This is a genomic window from Paenibacillus rhizoryzae (assembly GCF_059686995.1).
In genome coordinates, this window is the sequence record NZ_JCAALT010000004.1 from 374966 (window position 1) to 390652 (window position 15687).

Consider the following 15687-nt stretch of genomic DNA (forward strand, 5'->3'; position numbering starts at 1 on the left):
ATTCCACCTTCACTTGATAGCATTCAATCCACTCTCAGCATACCTTACACGAATGAAAGCGGCAACAAAATATCCCGGCCGCTTACGCTGCTCCCCCTTCTATCTACCTATTGGAAAGATGGTGTAAGGCTAGTGCTAGATTCCTACGCCGTTTCGCTCCTCTATTAATTTAACAAGCAGCTCACGATCCTCTTCGAAAGATAATGCCAGCTCCCTAACTTCGTCAGCTGACTTCCATGCGATATCATAGATCAACCCGTCCGGATCTTGGATACGGCGCTCGCCGCCGATAATATCGCCTTTGAAATAGGCGATTCTGTCATGTTTCAATAAGAGCTGTTCCCCCAATTGAATGCGATAGCCTGTTTCCTCGAAAACCTCGCGTATGCAGCAGTCCTCATAGGATTCATCCGCCTCCCGCCCGCCTGACGGGACAGACCATCTTTTCTCCTCATGCGGCTTCCCTTGCAGCACCATGAGGAGCTGGCCGGAAGCATTGAAACAGATCGCCGCTGACCCGCTCCAGTTTAAGCGATACCATAGCGACTCGATCTGCGCCGCGTGATGCCGATTATGCCAGACAAACCGCTGCAGCGCTGTATCCAGCGTGATACTGCCAAGCGCCAGTGTTCGCAGCTTTCTGCTGAATTGCTCCGGGTTCAGACCTTGAAGTAAAGTCACAAACCGCCGATGAAGGATCTCTAGCAAGTCTAGCGCATCCTCGATCGCAACCTCTCTATAATCATGCAGTTCTGCCCACAAATCCTCCCGGTACGTAGCCCCGAGCGGCTCTTCCTCGGTCAATGCCCGCTTGAACCGCAAATACGCATTCATATCATTGTCGGCCAGATGATGCACGATCTGTCTGGCAGACCAGCCGCCATCGCGATAAGGAGTGTCTAGCTGCTCCGAACCGAGGCTGCGAACCAGCTTCCTCAACGACACGGTAATGCTGGGAATCTCCTTGATGAGGGCTGCTCGTTCTTCATGTGTAGTCATCGGCGCCGCTTGAAATGGTCCGATCGGGAAACGAATGTCGTTCATCGGTTTGATTACCGCCTTTCCTGAGCTTCATTATTCTATCACCGCCATAAGCATCTCAACTATATTCGAGAGCCGATAAAATGAATCCTCTTCACGATCCTACTGACACATGTCCCTTCCCATCTCTAGCGATTCTGCATAACTTAGTAGAAAAGGAGCAGGTGCTGCTATGGGACAACTTATCGATGCACGAACATCCAGCAATATTCCCGTCGTTCTCACGGAATTTGATATTTTCCCGCTCGATACCCCTGTCATCGTTGGACAGGTAGGACTGAACATTCCACACGATACCCCTGGAATTATCCGGGTTCAATTGACGGGGATGGCAGGCGTCGCGCTTCCTACGGATTTTCCGCAAGGTTTCCTACTTGAGCTTTACATGGTAAGAGGTCTTGCGATCGACGATTCGCTTATTTACAAATCGCAGCATTCATTCGATTCCGGCATACACACGGTTGGATTCTCTGCATCCGATTATAATATCCCTGCGCCTGCATCGGGGCTTCAGCCCTACACGTTATTCGCAATCGCTCGATCGGAAGGAATTGCCCGCGTCGGTCCGGAGAACTTGAACGCTTCCGCTTATTTCGGGTAATGAAAGGCAAAGGAAAGGGTCTGTCCCAAAAGTCATCGATGATGACGAAGGGATAGTCCCTTTTTCTCTTAATAGGCATTGGTTTTGCCGCATTCTTTACGCAGTCGAATGTTCTTCTGATCGCTGTTGTTCCTGTTTTCCCCTGAATGAATAGGTTAAGGCTTCTCTCCAACCTTCGCCGCTCTAACGAATCGTGGAGGTCTTATTTTGGAGAATTGAGCACTTCTAAAATTCTAACGAACCACAGAGGCCTTATTTAGCGGAATTAAGCAGAAATGCACGGGTTTTGGAGCCAATAAGGCCTGTAGGATTCGTTAGAATTTCAAACCGGGTTTTTTGTAGCAAATAAGCCCCCTACGATTCGTTAGCGACAAATCTAGTCCTGCGTTACCAGTGGCGACCGGTCATATAGCAGCCCCCTCGCCAAGCTATAAGTATGGAGTATCAGCGCCATAAAAAGGTCGCAAGAGAGCGATTGAAAAGTGAAGGAGGCTACGCACTGTCCGTTCGGCGCATGTATGAACCGGAAAGCCTTTTTCGCAAATCAAAAACAACCGAGGATTTCGAAGGTTGCTGCTTCGAGGCTTGCAAAAAGTAAGCTTAGAGGTCAGGTGGCTTTCGCTTGCCCCATAATTTGCTGAAGAAAGCCGCAGTTGAACGAAGACGAGAAATGGCGCCACAGGTAGGAGACCTATGACGCCACTTTTTCATCTGAAAATTGCCTCTGAGGGCTTCAATACCTATCTGAAGCCCCCATTTGAGACAGCATCTTCTTTATGTTACCTATCGCTGCAATAGCTTCAGATTGCTAGAACCCTGTATTCCCGTTCAACACCGGCACTACTAACGGATTCGCGTTCGTATAGTTTGGCAGCGCGTTGCCGGAGGCAACGTTAAAGTTGAACTGCGTCCGACCGCCGCTGTCTCCGTAAGTCGTGTTGTCGATATGAATGCCTTCCGTCTCGCCGTTTGTAATGTTGTTGAGCTCGATTCGCACATTGAGCATCGGATTCACGTAGAGCCAGAACTGAATGCCCGCATGGTTATGACCGGTATGGCCTGCTTTGTTAATCGTGTTCCGTTGGAATTTGAGGCCGCTGATCGTATACGAAGGTTTCGTCGGCTCAACCGGCTCCGTCGTGACAATCATGCCCGCGTTGAATGTGCTGTCGATGTAGTTATCGCGGAAGATCAAGCTGTTGCCGCCAACATCGGACATGCCGCGGCCCCAGTAGCTGGCGATAATCGTGTTGAATTGCCCCACGTTATTCTGCGCGACGCCCGGGAAGTTCATCAGATTCACCTGCGCGACGCCATCATCGCCTAGTCCGCGCATAAAGTTGTTCTGGGCGAGGTTGCCGGAGTTCCCGTCATCTCCCCAATGAATGCCGTCGAAGTACGTATTGTACAGCCGCACATTCTGAATGGTCGAGTTCGACCAATCCGTCCAGCCTTCCAAGCAGCCCATATGCTCTGCCCATAGATTCTGCAGCACATTGTTGGAGCCCGTACCGGGATTCGTCAGCACGACGATGCCATAATGCGCATCCCGCTGCGTATCCACGCTGCTAATGCGAAGATCTGAGATCGTCGTGTTATTATTCAGCGTGAATCCTACTTCGCCGCCCCAAATTCCATTCGTAACCGTGCTATGCAAATGGGAATACCAGATGCCTGCGCCTTTCACGCTTACGCCTGAAGGAACAGCGATTTTATCGCTTTGGTTGTATGTCCCTGGAGGGAACCAGACGTTCTTGCCGGCCGAAGCCGCGGCGTTAACCGCACTTTGAATCGCTGCTGTATCATCGGCGATTCCATTGCCAACCGCATTGTATGGCGCCGATTTGACCGAGATATAGTTCGCCGGCATCGCAATTGGGGCCGCCGCTGTCTCCAGATCAATCAGATCGATCCCGTACCAAGAGAGTCCGTTTCCGGAATCCTTTTGCAGCTTAATTGTATCTCCTGCATTGATATCGATTGCAAAATCCTTATCGTCAAAGCTGCGTACATACGAGTTACCCGGCGCCGTATCATAATTGAACGTGGAGGTAAGCGATAAGTCTTGGCGCTTCACGCCGTTGACATAGAGTGCCAGTGTCCCGCTCGTATTCTGAGGAATGCTGTACCGCAGAATCATCCGGTTCGCATCGCGAACATTCGTCCACTGCACAGACTCGCCCGTAGCATCGAGGTGCACATAGCTTTTGCCGGAAGCCGCTTCTTTCTTCATCGTCGTATCATTATTCGTGGTCGCTCCGCCGCCAAGTGTTCCATTTTCCGCTTCGTAGGTTGTGAATGGCATCGTTGCGCCGCGCGAATTGTTGTTCGTCAGCCGGAACCAGTTGATATTCGCGATACCGGAACCCAATATCCCCTTCACATAGAGATTATGCGTGCCTGTAGCAGTGCCCGTGATCGGCCAAGTTTGTGTCTCGAACGTATTCCAGCTATCCGTATTGGCCACTGTAAACGTGCTAATTACCGGCCCAGTCAGGCTGTCGAGCCGAACCTCGAATTTACCGCCTGTAGCTGTCGCCGCAACGCGAGCCTCAAGCGTCTTATAGCCGCCGCTTAAATTCACGTTGTTGTACACCATATAATCATTCGTATCGAAGCTGCCTACTTGCTGGCCGCCGCCTGTATCCGGGGTCGTCGCCGGTGTAACGCCGGACATCGCGTTGTAGCTCTCCGCTTCGATCTTGATTGCCGTGGTCATCGTCACGACCGGCGACCAATTCGTTTCATCGAAGTTCATATTGCCATTCGCATTGATGACAAAATACAGCGCATCCCCAGCCTCCACATGAATGTCCGATACCCCGCTTGGCGTGACATCGGCTGACGGCGTCACGGTAGCGCTCCAGAGCTGCGTCGTATTTTTGAAAATCTTCGCCACAACGCCGTTACTGCTGGCATTGACCTTGAGCACATTGCCCGTAATGTCGACATTGCCTGCCTGCGGCGCAACCCATTTCTTCACCGCATCATAGGTTGTCTCCGGATGGAAGAAGGAGTCCCTCACGTACGGATAACCGGAGGTTTCTTTCCACTTAGCCGGTGCAGTGGCATCATAGACGCTGAGATAGGAATACGTGCTTCCTGTTTTCTTCATATTGAACCAATTGCCCACGCCTTGTGATGTACCAAAGGAGGAAAATGCGCTGTACGTTACCGTTTCGGGAATCGGTGCCGCTTCGGATTTCCCTTCATTCGCAAGCAAACCGCTGGCAATGAGCGTAAATGCCATGGCACCATAGATGCCTTGCTTCCACTTTCTTCTGAACATCGCTGCATCTCTCCTTTTCACATGTTTTCACTAGCCTACGTTTCATTGCAAAGCCGATCACATTTCTCTGCACCACCTCCCTCACGAACGGATTAGGATTAGGTAAGATGAATCTGGATGTCGTTGACTCCGAAACTGAAGCGCTTTCATGAAACTGCGAGAGGAAATCGGGCCTTTCAAAGCCCAACATCCTAAAGATACCATAGTGAACTAAGTAAAATTCAGACATGTTATTAGCAAAATATTAACTTCCTCTAAGACGTCTTCCTAGACAACCTACCACCGAATTACCAGTAGCGTCATAGAGAGATCCTAGCAAACGCAAAACCGGGTACCTCCTAAGGGGATACCCGGTCAAAGCCGCCTGCATTCGGTATTACTCCATAAGTTTCATACCCCTGTTTCTTGTAGAAGTCCAGCGCTTGGAAGCTTAGTGTATCCAGTTTGCTGAAATCGCACTTCTTCTCCCTGGCAATCCGCTCCGCTTCATCAAGCAGCATCGTCCCGTAGCCGCCATGTCGCAGCTTCTCATTTACATACAGGTGGTGGACCTCCAGCCAATTCCAGCATATCTCACCGACTAAGCCGCCATAGATGTGACCGTCGGTCCTGTGGAAAATGCTTCTGATTAAACGCGGCCATCTGGCTTCTAACATAGCTTTTGTCATCTGCATTCGACTCTGTTGAGATGGATAATTTCATTGCGATACGCTCCCTCTAAATAGGAAGGCCGGAAGCACTTCATCGAGTGTCCGGCCTCCCTATGACTAAAGATTCTGTATGCTTATTCCCGCTGCCGGGTCGAAGGTCAGCATTTTCGTGCCGATCTTATCGATAAAGAACCGGTCATGGCTGACGGTTATGACAGCCCCCGGGAAATGGATCAACGCCTGCTCCATAACCTGAATGCTCGTCAGGTCCAGATGGTTCGTCGGCTCATCCAAGATAATGACGGCTGCTCCCGAGAGCAGACATTTGGCCAGCGCCACACGGGCTTTCTGTCCACCGGATAAATTGCCAATGAACTTGCTTAAATCCATCTCCGAAAACTGCAGCATAGAGAGGAATTTGTTTACTTTCTTGCGCGGTGCATCCAAGCCCAATCCATAGGTGTTCACGGCATGGCTAACCGTATCCTTCGGATCAAGCTCCTCCCACATGCGGTTGAAGTACGCGTAGCTGACGCCCTTCTCCCAGGTTACCTCACCGGATTCAGGCTTCTCCTGACCTGTGAGCACCTTAATCATCGTCGATTTCCCGCTTCCGTTAGGGCCAACGATGACCAGCCGGTCTTCCTTCTGAATATCGAAGCTAACATGCTCGAAAATCTGCCGTCCCTCATAGGATTGACTGATATTCTTCACTTCGCACAGCTTGTCCGGAAAACGCAGCTTCTCATAGATATCCGTAATCAGCACGTTAACCGGATGCGGTTCGATCCGCTTCTTATTATCCGCCAACTGACGGGAGAGGCGATCCTTGGACGATTTGCGGCTTGCACGGCTGTCGATTGCTTCGGACTCCATAAGGAGCAGCTCTTCCTCCCACTCGAACTGGCGGTCGAGCTCCTTCTTGCGCATCTTTTTCTTGCGGATGTAATCGGTGTAGTTGCCTTCGTATTCCTGAAAATGATAGTTTTCAATCTCAATCGTACGCGTCACCACTTTATCAATAAATTGCCGGTCATGCGATACGAGAATCATCGCGCCTTTGAAGCGGTACAGCCACTGCTCCAGCCACGCGATCCCTTCCATATCCAAGTAATTCGTCGGCTCGTCGAGCAGAACAACGTCAGGCAGCTCGATCAGCATTTTGGCCAGTGCCGCACGGTTTCGCCAGCCTCCGGAAAGCTCATCAACCGGCTGATGGCGCGACCTGTCATTAAACCCAAGCTTCGTCAGCACCGTGTTAATTTCAACGGACACGTTCCAGCCATCCAGATGCTCCATTTGCTCGAACAGCTCCGCCTGTCTGGCAAGCAGCCGCTCCATTTCGCCGTCATCGGTGACGACACCCAGCTTTTCCCCGACCTCCTGCAGCTCACGCTCGATCAGCGCGACTTGCTCGAAGCAATTCTCCAGTTCCTGCTGCACAGACAAGCTGCCGTGCATTTCGGAGAATTGCGAGAAGTACCCGATTCTAACCTGCGGCGCTATTTCCACATTCCCGGATGTAGGCTCTTCTTGTCCCATAATGAGCTTGAATACCGTCGACTTCCCGGCACCATTGCGCCCAATCAAGCCGATTCGTTCGCCTTGCGTCACTTTAAAATAAATATTGCGAAAGATCAGCGTCTCTTCATATTTCTTCGTTACATCTTCCAATCGTATTACGCTCATGACAATGCCCCTTCTGATTCCGTCCGTCTTAGGTGATTATACCACTTGTTGGCACGGAATTAACTCGAAACCCTCACAACTGTCGCGCCTGTATGGCCTACAAGCTGTAGGAGCCACAAGGATGCACCAACATGAACCTTAGACAGACACCAGAATCTAGCTTTACTCTTGCGATAAATCAAAAACACGCCGAAGCAAATGGCTAGAAAAACAAAGACCGCCAACAAAAAAACAGCGGCGAAGTCACTATAACCTCGTCACTGCCTCTGTATTTGCGCTGCTGAAGAGAATGCTGCTAAATATACAACATTTGCTGGTTTTGGCCCTCATTCTAGGAGAATTGTTGCGCGGTGTGCAACATTTCTCCCCGCAAGGAGTGGTAAAGCCCTGTTTGGTTAGCAAATGTTGCGATTCGTGCAGCATTTTCTAGACGCCGAGCTGGAGCGGCTAGCCCGTTGATATACCGATAGACCGTCACCACTTTGACTTCATCGCTGTTTTCGATTAAACATGCTAACGAACCATAGAGCCCTTATTTACCGGAAAATAACCCGAAATCTATTCTAACGAACCATAGAGACGCTATTGAGGGTAATTGGAACGAAAAAGAGCATGAAAACATGAAATAAGACCTGTAGGGTTCGTTAGATTTTCAAATCGTCTTATTTCGCTCAAATAAGACCTCTGGAGTTCGTTAGAGTGAAAAGCAATCTGCTGCGGAATTATTCAGCGGCGGCTGAGTTACAACGGGGGTGGATCACGGCAATCACGGCAGTTTCATTAAATTTGTGGATCTGCCAATGTCCATTGGCGATACGCCCTAGCCGCGAGCCGACTTGCGCTTCTGATTCGTCCTTGTGCGATTGACCGAAGCCGGTGTCTTCGCCGTTCGAGGAGGGCCGAAGCCGAGCTGCGTAATATAAGAGCGCCAACGTTTCTCGTATTGGGCGAACGTTGACTTCACCTCAATGGCAATCGCGTCGCGGTGGCGGACAGTCCCCATTTCCTCGTGGCGGCGATACGCGCTGAGCGGCTCGGGGATGAGCAGAAACGGAATGCCGGTCAGCAGCACGCGGTACCAGTAATCGAGATCATGCGTATACTTCAGCCCCTCATGGAACGGGCCGGTAATCCGATAGAGCGCTTTGCTCATCATGACCGTGCAGCCGTTAATTGGGTTGCTCGTTTGAAGCGCGCGATAGAACGCGCCGTTCTCGTAGCCTGGCGGAATGAGGTCGAGCTCCGTCATTTTGCCGCGGCCGTCGATGATGTCGAAGCCGGTATGGCTGATGAGCGCTTCCTGCTCTTCCATCGCCTCGACTTGGCGTTTGATTTTGTTTGGATAGAAGCGGTCGTCGGAGCTGAGCCATGCTACATACTTGCCGCTGGCTAGGCGGAACCCCGCGTTCAGCGCGCTTGCCGTGCCGCCGTTCACTTTTCCGGCGTAATGAATTCGTCCCTCGTACGGACGCAGCTTCTCTGCATGCATCGTTGAGCCGTCATCCACGACAATAATTTCGATATTGTCATAGGTTTGCGCGAGTGCACTCTCGATGGCTTCCGTCACATAGGGGTCGTTATAAAAGGGGATGACGATACTCACCCTCGGGTTTCCCATCCTACCTGCCTCCTGCTGCTTCTTCTCAGTTGTCATACTTCAGCTTCAGCGCAGCCGCGCCGCTTCCAGCGTTTCGCGCAGCGACTGCTCTAGCTTTATTAAAGGCGTCCAGCCAAGGGCGATGACGCCTTCGCAATTCACCGGTGCAGGCGAGGCGGCTTGCGACTCGCCAACCTCCCACTGCAGCGGATGCCGCGCCAGCGCGTCGAACGCATCCGCGATCTCGCCAAGCGTGCGCATCGCGCCCGAGGCGACCGGGTAGATGCGGCCGCTCTCTCCGGCGCGCAGCAGCAGTTCATAGGCGCGAATCGCATCGCGCACATCAAGCAGATCGCGCTGCTCGCTGCGCGAGGACAGCCGGAACGGCGCCGGCGCAGCAGCACCGCTCGCTGCTGCCTGCTCCGCCTTGGCCGCGTAGCGCGCAAGCAGCGCGCACAAGCCGCCGGATCGGCCGGGGCCGATCAGATTCGACGGCTCGGCGATCACGACCTCCATGCCGTAGAGCGACGTCCAGCTCTGCGCAATCAGCACCTGCATCGTCTTGCTCAAGCTGTAGGGATGCTGCGGCTGCGGCCGTTCTGCACCTCCGTCATCAGATGCAACGAGCGGAAAACGCAGCATCGAGCCGGCTACTACGACCCGGCAAGGAGTCCCTAACCGCCGCACGCCTTCCAGCACGTGCACGGTTCCCATCACATTACTTTGCAGCACAGCTGCAGGATCATTCCATGAAGCGCCAACTGCATTGGCACCTGCCAAATGCAGCACATATTCCGGCTTGGCGCGCTCTATTACCGCCAGCACCTCGGACTGCGCAGCCAGATCGCAGGCCTCGACCGCATGAACGGCGTTCAGCCACGTCCATTCTTCCGCATCTTGCTGCGGCAGACGGCGAACGACCGCCGTCACTTCCCAGCCTGCGCTGCTAAAGTACCGGCAGGCATGCTCGCCGCAGAAGCCGCCGGCCCCTGTTACTAGCAGGCGCGGGCGGCTCAACCTTCATTCATCCAGTTCGCAAGCTCCGCCAGCATCGTCACATAGCCTGGTGCAAGATAACCCCAATCATTGCGCGAGGAAACAAGCGTCCGATCCAAATAAAGCCGGTCATCCGATACGATCTTAACTCCGCTCACCTGGAAAGCGGATTGAAACAAGTGCAGCAGCGTAAGCTTGCTTACCGTTTCGGCAGCTGTCAAATGGACCAATCCTCCAATCGTCGGATTTGCAATTGCATAATCCACCGCTTTGGCCAGCTCAAGCGTGGTGACCCCGTTCCACCAAACTCTCGCATAGCCGCTGACAGTTCCCTTTTGCTCCAGAAACCACTTTAGCAGTCCGATCCCCTGCGGCCGGATTTCAGGACCGATAATGGAAGTGCGAATCGTGAGATGACGGGATCCCGGCGCTTCTCCAAGCGCCTTGGACCTTGCATATACGGAGGTGCCATCTGGCACATCCAGCTCCGTATACGCCCCTTTCATCCCGCTGAATACGCAGTCCGAGCTGATATGAATGACGCGTGCAGGCGTGTCTAGATGATCCGCCAGATGCCGCAGCCAGTGAGGCAGAAACCCGTTCACCTGATAAGCGGCCAGCGGGTGCTGCTCCGCATCCTGATTCAGCACGCCTACCGCATTGACAATGATATCCGGCTGAACCGCACGCACAAGTGCAGCTACAGCCTCATGGTCCAGAGCATCCAGATGAAGCCCGTTAGCTCCCTCCTCTGCAGATCGCGTCGTGTACACAACATCCATTTCGGGATGCAGCTGTTCAAAATACTGGATCAGAACATGACCTGCCATGCCGCTTCCTCCGATAATGAGCAGCTTCATGACAGAAACCCGCCCCGGTTTAGCATCGAACGAATTTCTTCCTTCGTCAGCAGCGACTGACTGGAGCTGTAGCTCTCGAAATCGACGCTCGGATAGCTGCTGTAATGCTGACGAAGCCCCGGAATATCTAGGGTTGGCAGGATGACCAAATACTCTTCATCGTACACAACCGTAGTCGTGCTTTCGTGGTCTGTCAGCAGAATCTCATGTATTTTCTCCCCTGGGCGGATCCCTGTTGTCACCATTGTCGCGGGAATGCCCAAATCCTCGATCAACACAGCAGCCAAGTCCACGATTCGGCAGGTTGGCATCGTCATCACGAAGATTTCCCCGCCAATGCTTTCCTCCGATGCTTTGAACAATAACGTGATTGCATCCTGCAAGGTCAGGAAGAACCGCGTCATGTTCATATCCGTAATCCGCACTTGCCCCTTTTCTCTGATCTGATTCATAAACAGATGCACGACGCTACCGTTCGTGCCAAGTACATTTCCACCGCGTACGCAGACAAATGTCGTATTGGAATGCAGCAAATTCGCGTACACGATCAGCTTCTCGCCGATGGCTTTGGTCATGCCATAGAAATTCGACGGATTCGCCGCCTTGTCGGTAGAGATATAGACCACTCGTTTGACCCCGTTTGCGATGGCGGCTTCGATGACGTTTTGCGTTCCGATGACGTTCGTTTTGAGCGCTTCATACGGCTGATCCTCACAAACGGGCACATGCTTCAGCGCTGCCAAATGAAACACGTAATCGACACGCTCGCAAGCACGCATCAAGGCCTCTTTATCACGAATATCTCCGATACAGAAGGACAGACGCGGATCCTCAAACGTGCGGCTCATCGCCACCTGGCTGGACTCGTTACGGGAAAACACAATAATTTGTTTGGGCTGCTGAGGCAGCAGCTGGCGGATCAGTTCGTAGCCCCAGGACCCTGTTCCCCCGGTGACCAGTATGCGCTGATTAGTAAACATTCCATTTCCCTCCAAGCACAAATTTAACCACTTTATCCGACACATCTTTTGCCAAATATCCGTCCGGACACTCCCAAGCTGCAGGCAGCGAAGTCATGATGACCGCAGCCTCCTCGATTCGTTCTGCCTTCAAGCCGCATACGACGTTGCTGCCGCAATCGATCGTTTCCGGACGCTCCGTCGTCTGCCGAATGGTGACGGTCGGAACTCCGAACAGGCAGCATTCTTCCTGCACGGTGCCGCTGTCCGTGATGGCGCAAAACGCATGCTGCTCCAGCCGAACAAAGTCGAAGAATCCCAGCGGCTCATAGAAAACTACCCGATCATCCATCTCCACGCTCACCGAACCGCTGTCGATCCGCGATCTCGTCCGCGGATGAACACTGCAGATAACACGCTTGTCAAAGCGCGCCGCTACGCGATTTAACCCCTCCAGTATGCCGGTCAACCGCTCCGGCACATCGACGTTCTCCGCGCGGTGCGCTGTCACGAGCACGTAACTGCCAGGCTGCAGACTGAAGCGTTCCAGCACATCGCTGGCATCAATCTGCGGCTTGTAATGTTCAATGACTTCATGGATGGGATTGCCCGTCAGCACAATTCGATTGCTTGGGAACCCTTCGCGCAGCAAATTGTTCTTGCTGTATGACGTATACGGCATGTTAATACTTGCAATGGCATCGATGATGCGGCGATTCTTCTCCTCCGGCACCGATAGATCGTAGCAGCGATTGCCCGCTTCCATGTGTACAACCGGAATCCCCATCCTTTCCGCGATGATGGCGCAGAGTGCACTGTTCGTATCGCCAAGCAGCAGAACTACATCCGGCTCATGGGCAACCAGAATTCGCTCCACCTCTGCAAACATGACGGACAATTGCCCGCCGAGCGTCTGCCTTGTCTCCGTGAACAGATAATCCGGCTGCCTTAGCCCCATCTCCTGAAAGAACACATCGCTGAGCGACGGCGAAAAGTTCTGTCTTGTATGCACGAGCACATGCTTCTCGGCCAGCGCATCCAGCTTCTGAATGATAAGACTCAGTCGTATAATTTCCGGGCGCGTGCCCAAAATCGTTACAACGCGCATGAAACGTCCCTCCTTCGTCGTTCAACTTACGGGTGAGCTGCTATCGTTTCTTCTTAGCGCCCCTTGCCCGATTTCTCTGGCGCCCCGGCTGCCTTCGGCGCTTCAAGCTGCCTTGCTTTCGAACGCCGTTGCGGCGGCGCCCGGTCTTCCCTATTCGGCCTGCCAGCCGTTTGCGACCCTTTCTTCTACTTCTGTACGCCGTGCCAATCGGCGCGCCTTTCGGCCATGCGGCAATGTAAACATCCGGTACCTCGCGAATCTCTTCCATCCGATGTCCTGCTCTATAGAAGGAGCGTTTCGATCGAAAAGGTCTGAGAACGCCATTGTCAAACTTGTAGATCGTTGGCGTGCTGCCCTTGAGCACAGTTGGCGGGTAGTATCCGTGAACGGCGAGCGTAGCAATGAACCTGCTTAGTCGATCACGATAAGCGCTAATCCCATACACTTCATGCGCCTTCTGTGCATTGCGAGCACCGATCGTTTGAAGTGCAGCCTCATCTGCGAGCAGGGACGATACACGGTGTGTCAGCCCTTCCGTATCCCCCATCGGCACAACATAGGCTTCATTTCCGGTAGCTCGGCCTATTTCAGAGAGTCCGCCGGAGCCGTACACGACGACCGGCTTCCCGAACACCATGCCCTCGAGCGCCGTCATGCCGAACCCTTCCACCGTTAAACTGGGTACAACGAGTACATCCATGGCCGGATAAACCGTCTCCACCTGCTCCTCGAACCGAACCCAGCGAAATCGCTCCATCAGTCCGCGGTCTCTGGCAATCCCGATACATTTGTCAAAATAGCCCTGATCCACGGGGTTCCCTACAATGAGATACATGGCATGCGGATGCTGCTCGGCCGTGTTGACGGCCATTTGCATGAAATGCTCTAGTCCCTTCGCCTCGAAGATGGACGATGAAATGTACCCCACCAGCCGCCGATCATCGGGTATCGCCAACTGACCTCGCCGATTGATACGATGCTGCTGCCAGCTCTCGGGATTCAGCTCGCTCTGCTGCCAAGATGGCGGAATCAGCGTCGATTTGGGAATCATCCCCGGGGTGCGGAGCGGTGCGAGAGTCGTCTCCGAGATGCCGACGATGTAGTCGGAATACTGCTCGATAATGGAAGCTGCCAGCGCCGTGTGAGGCGTTTCACGGATGGCTTCCATGACGGTCCAGACGACAGGAATGCCGAGCATCTTGCCGGCAATCGCAGGCATCGGATGTACGCAGGTGTTGGCGATGATGATGCTCGGCCGCTCATAGTGGATGAGCTGGATCAACTGCAGCCATAGCGGGTCCTGCTGGTGAGCGCCTATCTCATCGGTCATATGAGAGAGTCCTAGATACAGAGGCACGACCAGCGGAATTTGATGCACGATGACCGTTATTCCCAGCTTGCGAGCATTTACGGCAATAATGCCCTCATTGGGAACGACGAGCGTGCAGGCGAAGGAGGGCAACAGCTCCCTGACCATAAACAGCAGCAATTTCTCAGCGCCGGTCACATATTGAGGGCTGCAAATATGCGAGAATACTAGCATTTTTGGTTTGCTAAGCTTCAATTGGTTGACTCCCCTCCACCTGTTTCTTCGCAGCTATCAAAACCCTAGTTGTACAATATATTGAGAAGGCTACTTGCGCGGCACGACATTTGAACCTTTCCAAACGCACAAATACGGCCAATTCTAACTCCGCTGCTCACCGTGATGGACAGCTGTCCCCCTATTAACCGGGAAACAATATCGCAAGCAGTCTCTCGATCCTTTTGCCATACGTATGCTCCCGCATCGTTCGGTACATCCCGCGCATGGCGATCGCCTTTCGTTCTTCTTCGTGCGCGAGATAATAGTGAATTTTGTCTATCATCTCTTGCGGCGAAGCGTAGGTCACGATGTCCACATCCGGGGTGTAAAAGGACACGAGATCACTGCGAACATCTGTCAGCTGCAGTGCTGCACAGGCCGAAATTTCAAATGTCCGCGGGTTCGGTGAAACTGCGCCGATGCCTGCACTATTATTGTTGAAGGTTTCATCATCGTGGGCACGGTGCATGTTAATGACGATTTTGGCGCCGTTGTACATGTTCGCGGTTTCCTCGGGTCCCATCCAGCGGCCAAGCTCAATCTTGTTCTTCATGAGTTGGAAGTCTTTCAGCCGCTCCCACCAGATACCTGAGATATGCGTATCCTTCGTGGCAAGAAATTTCGTAACCTCATTAAAAAACTCAACGCGCCGCCAATAAGCCGAACCGATAAAGCAAATATCGTGACGCTGCGACCTCAGCGGATTGCGCGGTCTGAACGCTGCCGGATCTGCTCCGAGCGGCAAATAATAGACATTCGGACACCCTAGCCTGCGGTAGTAGTCGACACAGACCAGCTCTAGGGTAAACACTTCATCGTAATGCGGCGCAATACCTGAGGTGATGTCCGTATAGTAAGGATCATCTGTAAACCAGATGGCGGTCCGAATTCCGGCTGCCCGCATGGCATCGGCATGGGCGACATTGAACTGTAAGCCATCGAGCACGATTACAATATCCGGTCTGATCCGAAGCGCGATATCTGCTACCGGCTGCAAGGTATCCGTAATCGTCAATTGGGTCACCTGCGCACGAAGCGCATTCGCTATGGCCTCATCGAGCGGCGAATATGGGAATCCTTTGCCCGTCGCGACAAACAGCACATGCGCCTGTCTCACAGGGAAAATCTGAGTCTGAGCCGTATTTTGCAAGACCGACTCGCATTGGCCGAACCAATGACCGTGCTGCCAGCCAAGCCGGAATCCGTCTACTCTGCCCCGCGCTTCACCCCGAAGTCCCCGAACCACTTTGCCCTTGCGGATCCGGCGTCTTCGTGTTTTGGTCGCCATTCGATTCGCCCCTCCCTGCTTGAA

11 protein-coding genes and 2 pseudogenes are annotated in these 15687 nt (G+C 53.0%); 2 read left to right on the forward strand and 11 right to left on the reverse strand.

From position 1 onward, the window contains the following. Positions 1 to 135: 135 nt before the first annotated feature. Positions 136 to 1044, reverse strand: a complete 909-nt coding sequence (locus tag AC6ESO_RS14230) for a YfiT family bacillithiol transferase (RefSeq protein WP_497091917.1) — start codon at positions 1042 to 1044, stop codon at positions 136 to 138. A 169-nt stretch (positions 1045 to 1213) separates the two neighbouring features. Here AC6ESO_RS14230 and AC6ESO_RS14235 point away from each other — a divergent pair, with 169 nt between their 5' ends. Both AC6ESO_RS14235 and AC6ESO_RS14240 read left to right on the forward strand, forming a co-directional pair. Continuing rightward, the gene (locus AC6ESO_RS14235; protein WP_497091918.1) at positions 1214 to 1642 is read left to right on the forward strand and encodes a hypothetical protein; all 429 of its coding nucleotides are present in this window, start codon (positions 1214 to 1216) and stop codon (positions 1640 to 1642) included. Between the two features lie 430 nt (positions 1643 to 2072). Further along, positions 2073 to 2339: pseudogene (locus AC6ESO_RS14240) on the forward strand (transposase); the annotation flags it as partial. A gap of 111 nt (positions 2340 to 2450) precedes the next feature. Here the strand turns inward: AC6ESO_RS14240 and AC6ESO_RS14245 are convergent. The 10 genes and pseudogenes from AC6ESO_RS14245 to AC6ESO_RS14290 form a co-directional block, all read right to left on the reverse strand. Continuing rightward, entirely contained in the window at positions 2451 to 4931 is a 2481-nt protein-coding gene (locus AC6ESO_RS14245; RefSeq protein WP_497091919.1) for a carbohydrate-binding protein, read from the reverse strand. Between the two features lie 338 nt (positions 4932 to 5269). After that, positions 5270 to 5633 (reverse strand): annotated as a pseudogene (locus tag AC6ESO_RS14250) (GNAT family N-acetyltransferase). Between the two features lie 65 nt (positions 5634 to 5698). Further along, positions 5699 to 7270 carry an ABC-F family ATP-binding cassette domain-containing protein gene (locus tag AC6ESO_RS14255; protein ID WP_497091920.1) on the reverse strand — a complete coding sequence of 524 codons (1572 nt, stop codon included), beginning with the start codon at positions 7268 to 7270 and terminating at the stop codon, positions 5699 to 5701. 820 nt (positions 7271 to 8090) lie between these two features. After that, positions 8091 to 8888, reverse strand: coding sequence for a glycosyltransferase family 2 protein (locus AC6ESO_RS14260; protein WP_497091921.1), 798 nt, complete (start codon positions 8886 to 8888; stop codon positions 8091 to 8093). Positions 8889 to 8933: 45 nt separating this feature from the next. After that, positions 8934 to 9884: an NAD-dependent epimerase/dehydratase family protein gene (locus tag AC6ESO_RS14265; RefSeq protein ID WP_497091922.1), complete on the reverse strand. Its 951-nt coding sequence runs from the start codon at positions 9882 to 9884 to the stop codon at positions 8934 to 8936. Then, on the reverse strand, positions 9881 to 10723 hold the full coding sequence (locus tag AC6ESO_RS14270) for a dTDP-4-dehydrorhamnose reductase family protein (protein WP_497091923.1): 843 nt from the start codon (positions 10721 to 10723) through the stop codon (positions 9881 to 9883). The genes AC6ESO_RS14265 and AC6ESO_RS14270 overlap by 4 nt, the downstream gene beginning before the upstream one ends. Continuing rightward, entirely contained in the window at positions 10720 to 11703 is a 984-nt protein-coding gene (locus AC6ESO_RS14275) for a polysaccharide biosynthesis protein (RefSeq protein ID WP_497091924.1), read from the reverse strand. The genes AC6ESO_RS14270 and AC6ESO_RS14275 overlap by 4 nt, the downstream gene beginning before the upstream one ends. Continuing rightward, positions 11693 to 12790, reverse strand: a complete 1098-nt coding sequence (gene wecB, locus AC6ESO_RS14280; protein ID WP_497091925.1) for a non-hydrolyzing UDP-N-acetylglucosamine 2-epimerase — start codon at positions 12788 to 12790, stop codon at positions 11693 to 11695. The genes AC6ESO_RS14275 and wecB overlap by 11 nt, the downstream gene beginning before the upstream one ends. 40 nt (positions 12791 to 12830) lie before the next feature. Beyond that, positions 12831 to 14354, reverse strand: coding sequence for a glycosyltransferase family 4 protein (locus AC6ESO_RS14285; RefSeq protein ID WP_497091926.1), 1524 nt, complete (start codon positions 14352 to 14354; stop codon positions 12831 to 12833). 163 nt (positions 14355 to 14517) lie between these two features. Beyond that, complete coding sequence (locus AC6ESO_RS14290; protein WP_494820679.1) at positions 14518 to 15663, reverse strand: glycosyltransferase family protein; 1146 nt, start codon at positions 15661 to 15663, stop codon at positions 14518 to 14520. Between the last annotated feature and the right edge of the window lie 24 nt (positions 15664 to 15687).

Bases quoted from the DNA above. Each gene is read 5' to 3' on its own strand.
- AC6ESO_RS14230 (WP_497091917.1), bottom strand. From the start codon at position 1,044: ATGAACGACATTCGTTTCCCGATCGGACCATTTCAAGCGGCGCCGATG.
- AC6ESO_RS14235 (WP_497091918.1), top strand. From the start codon at position 1,214: ATGGGACAACTTATCGATGCACGAACATCCAGCAATATTCCCGTCGTT.
- AC6ESO_RS14245 (WP_497091919.1), bottom strand. From the start codon at position 4,931: ATGTTCAGAAGAAAGTGGAAGCAAGGCATCTATGGTGCCATGGCATTT.
- AC6ESO_RS14255 (WP_497091920.1), bottom strand. From the start codon at position 7,270: ATGAGCGTAATACGATTGGAAGATGTAACGAAGAAATATGAAGAGACG.
- AC6ESO_RS14260 (WP_497091921.1), bottom strand. From the start codon at position 8,888: ATGGGAAACCCGAGGGTGAGTATCGTCATCCCCTTTTATAACGACCCC.
- AC6ESO_RS14270 (WP_497091923.1), bottom strand. From the start codon at position 10,723: ATGAAGCTGCTCATTATCGGAGGAAGCGGCATGGCAGGTCATGTTCTG.
- AC6ESO_RS14275 (WP_497091924.1), bottom strand. From the start codon at position 11,703: ATGTTTACTAATCAGCGCATACTGGTCACCGGGGGAACAGGGTCCTGG.
- wecB (WP_497091925.1), bottom strand. From the start codon at position 12,790: ATGCGCGTTGTAACGATTTTGGGCACGCGCCCGGAAATTATACGACTG.
- AC6ESO_RS14290 (WP_494820679.1), bottom strand. From the start codon at position 15,663: ATGGCGACCAAAACACGAAGACGCCGGATCCGCAAGGGCAAAGTGGTT.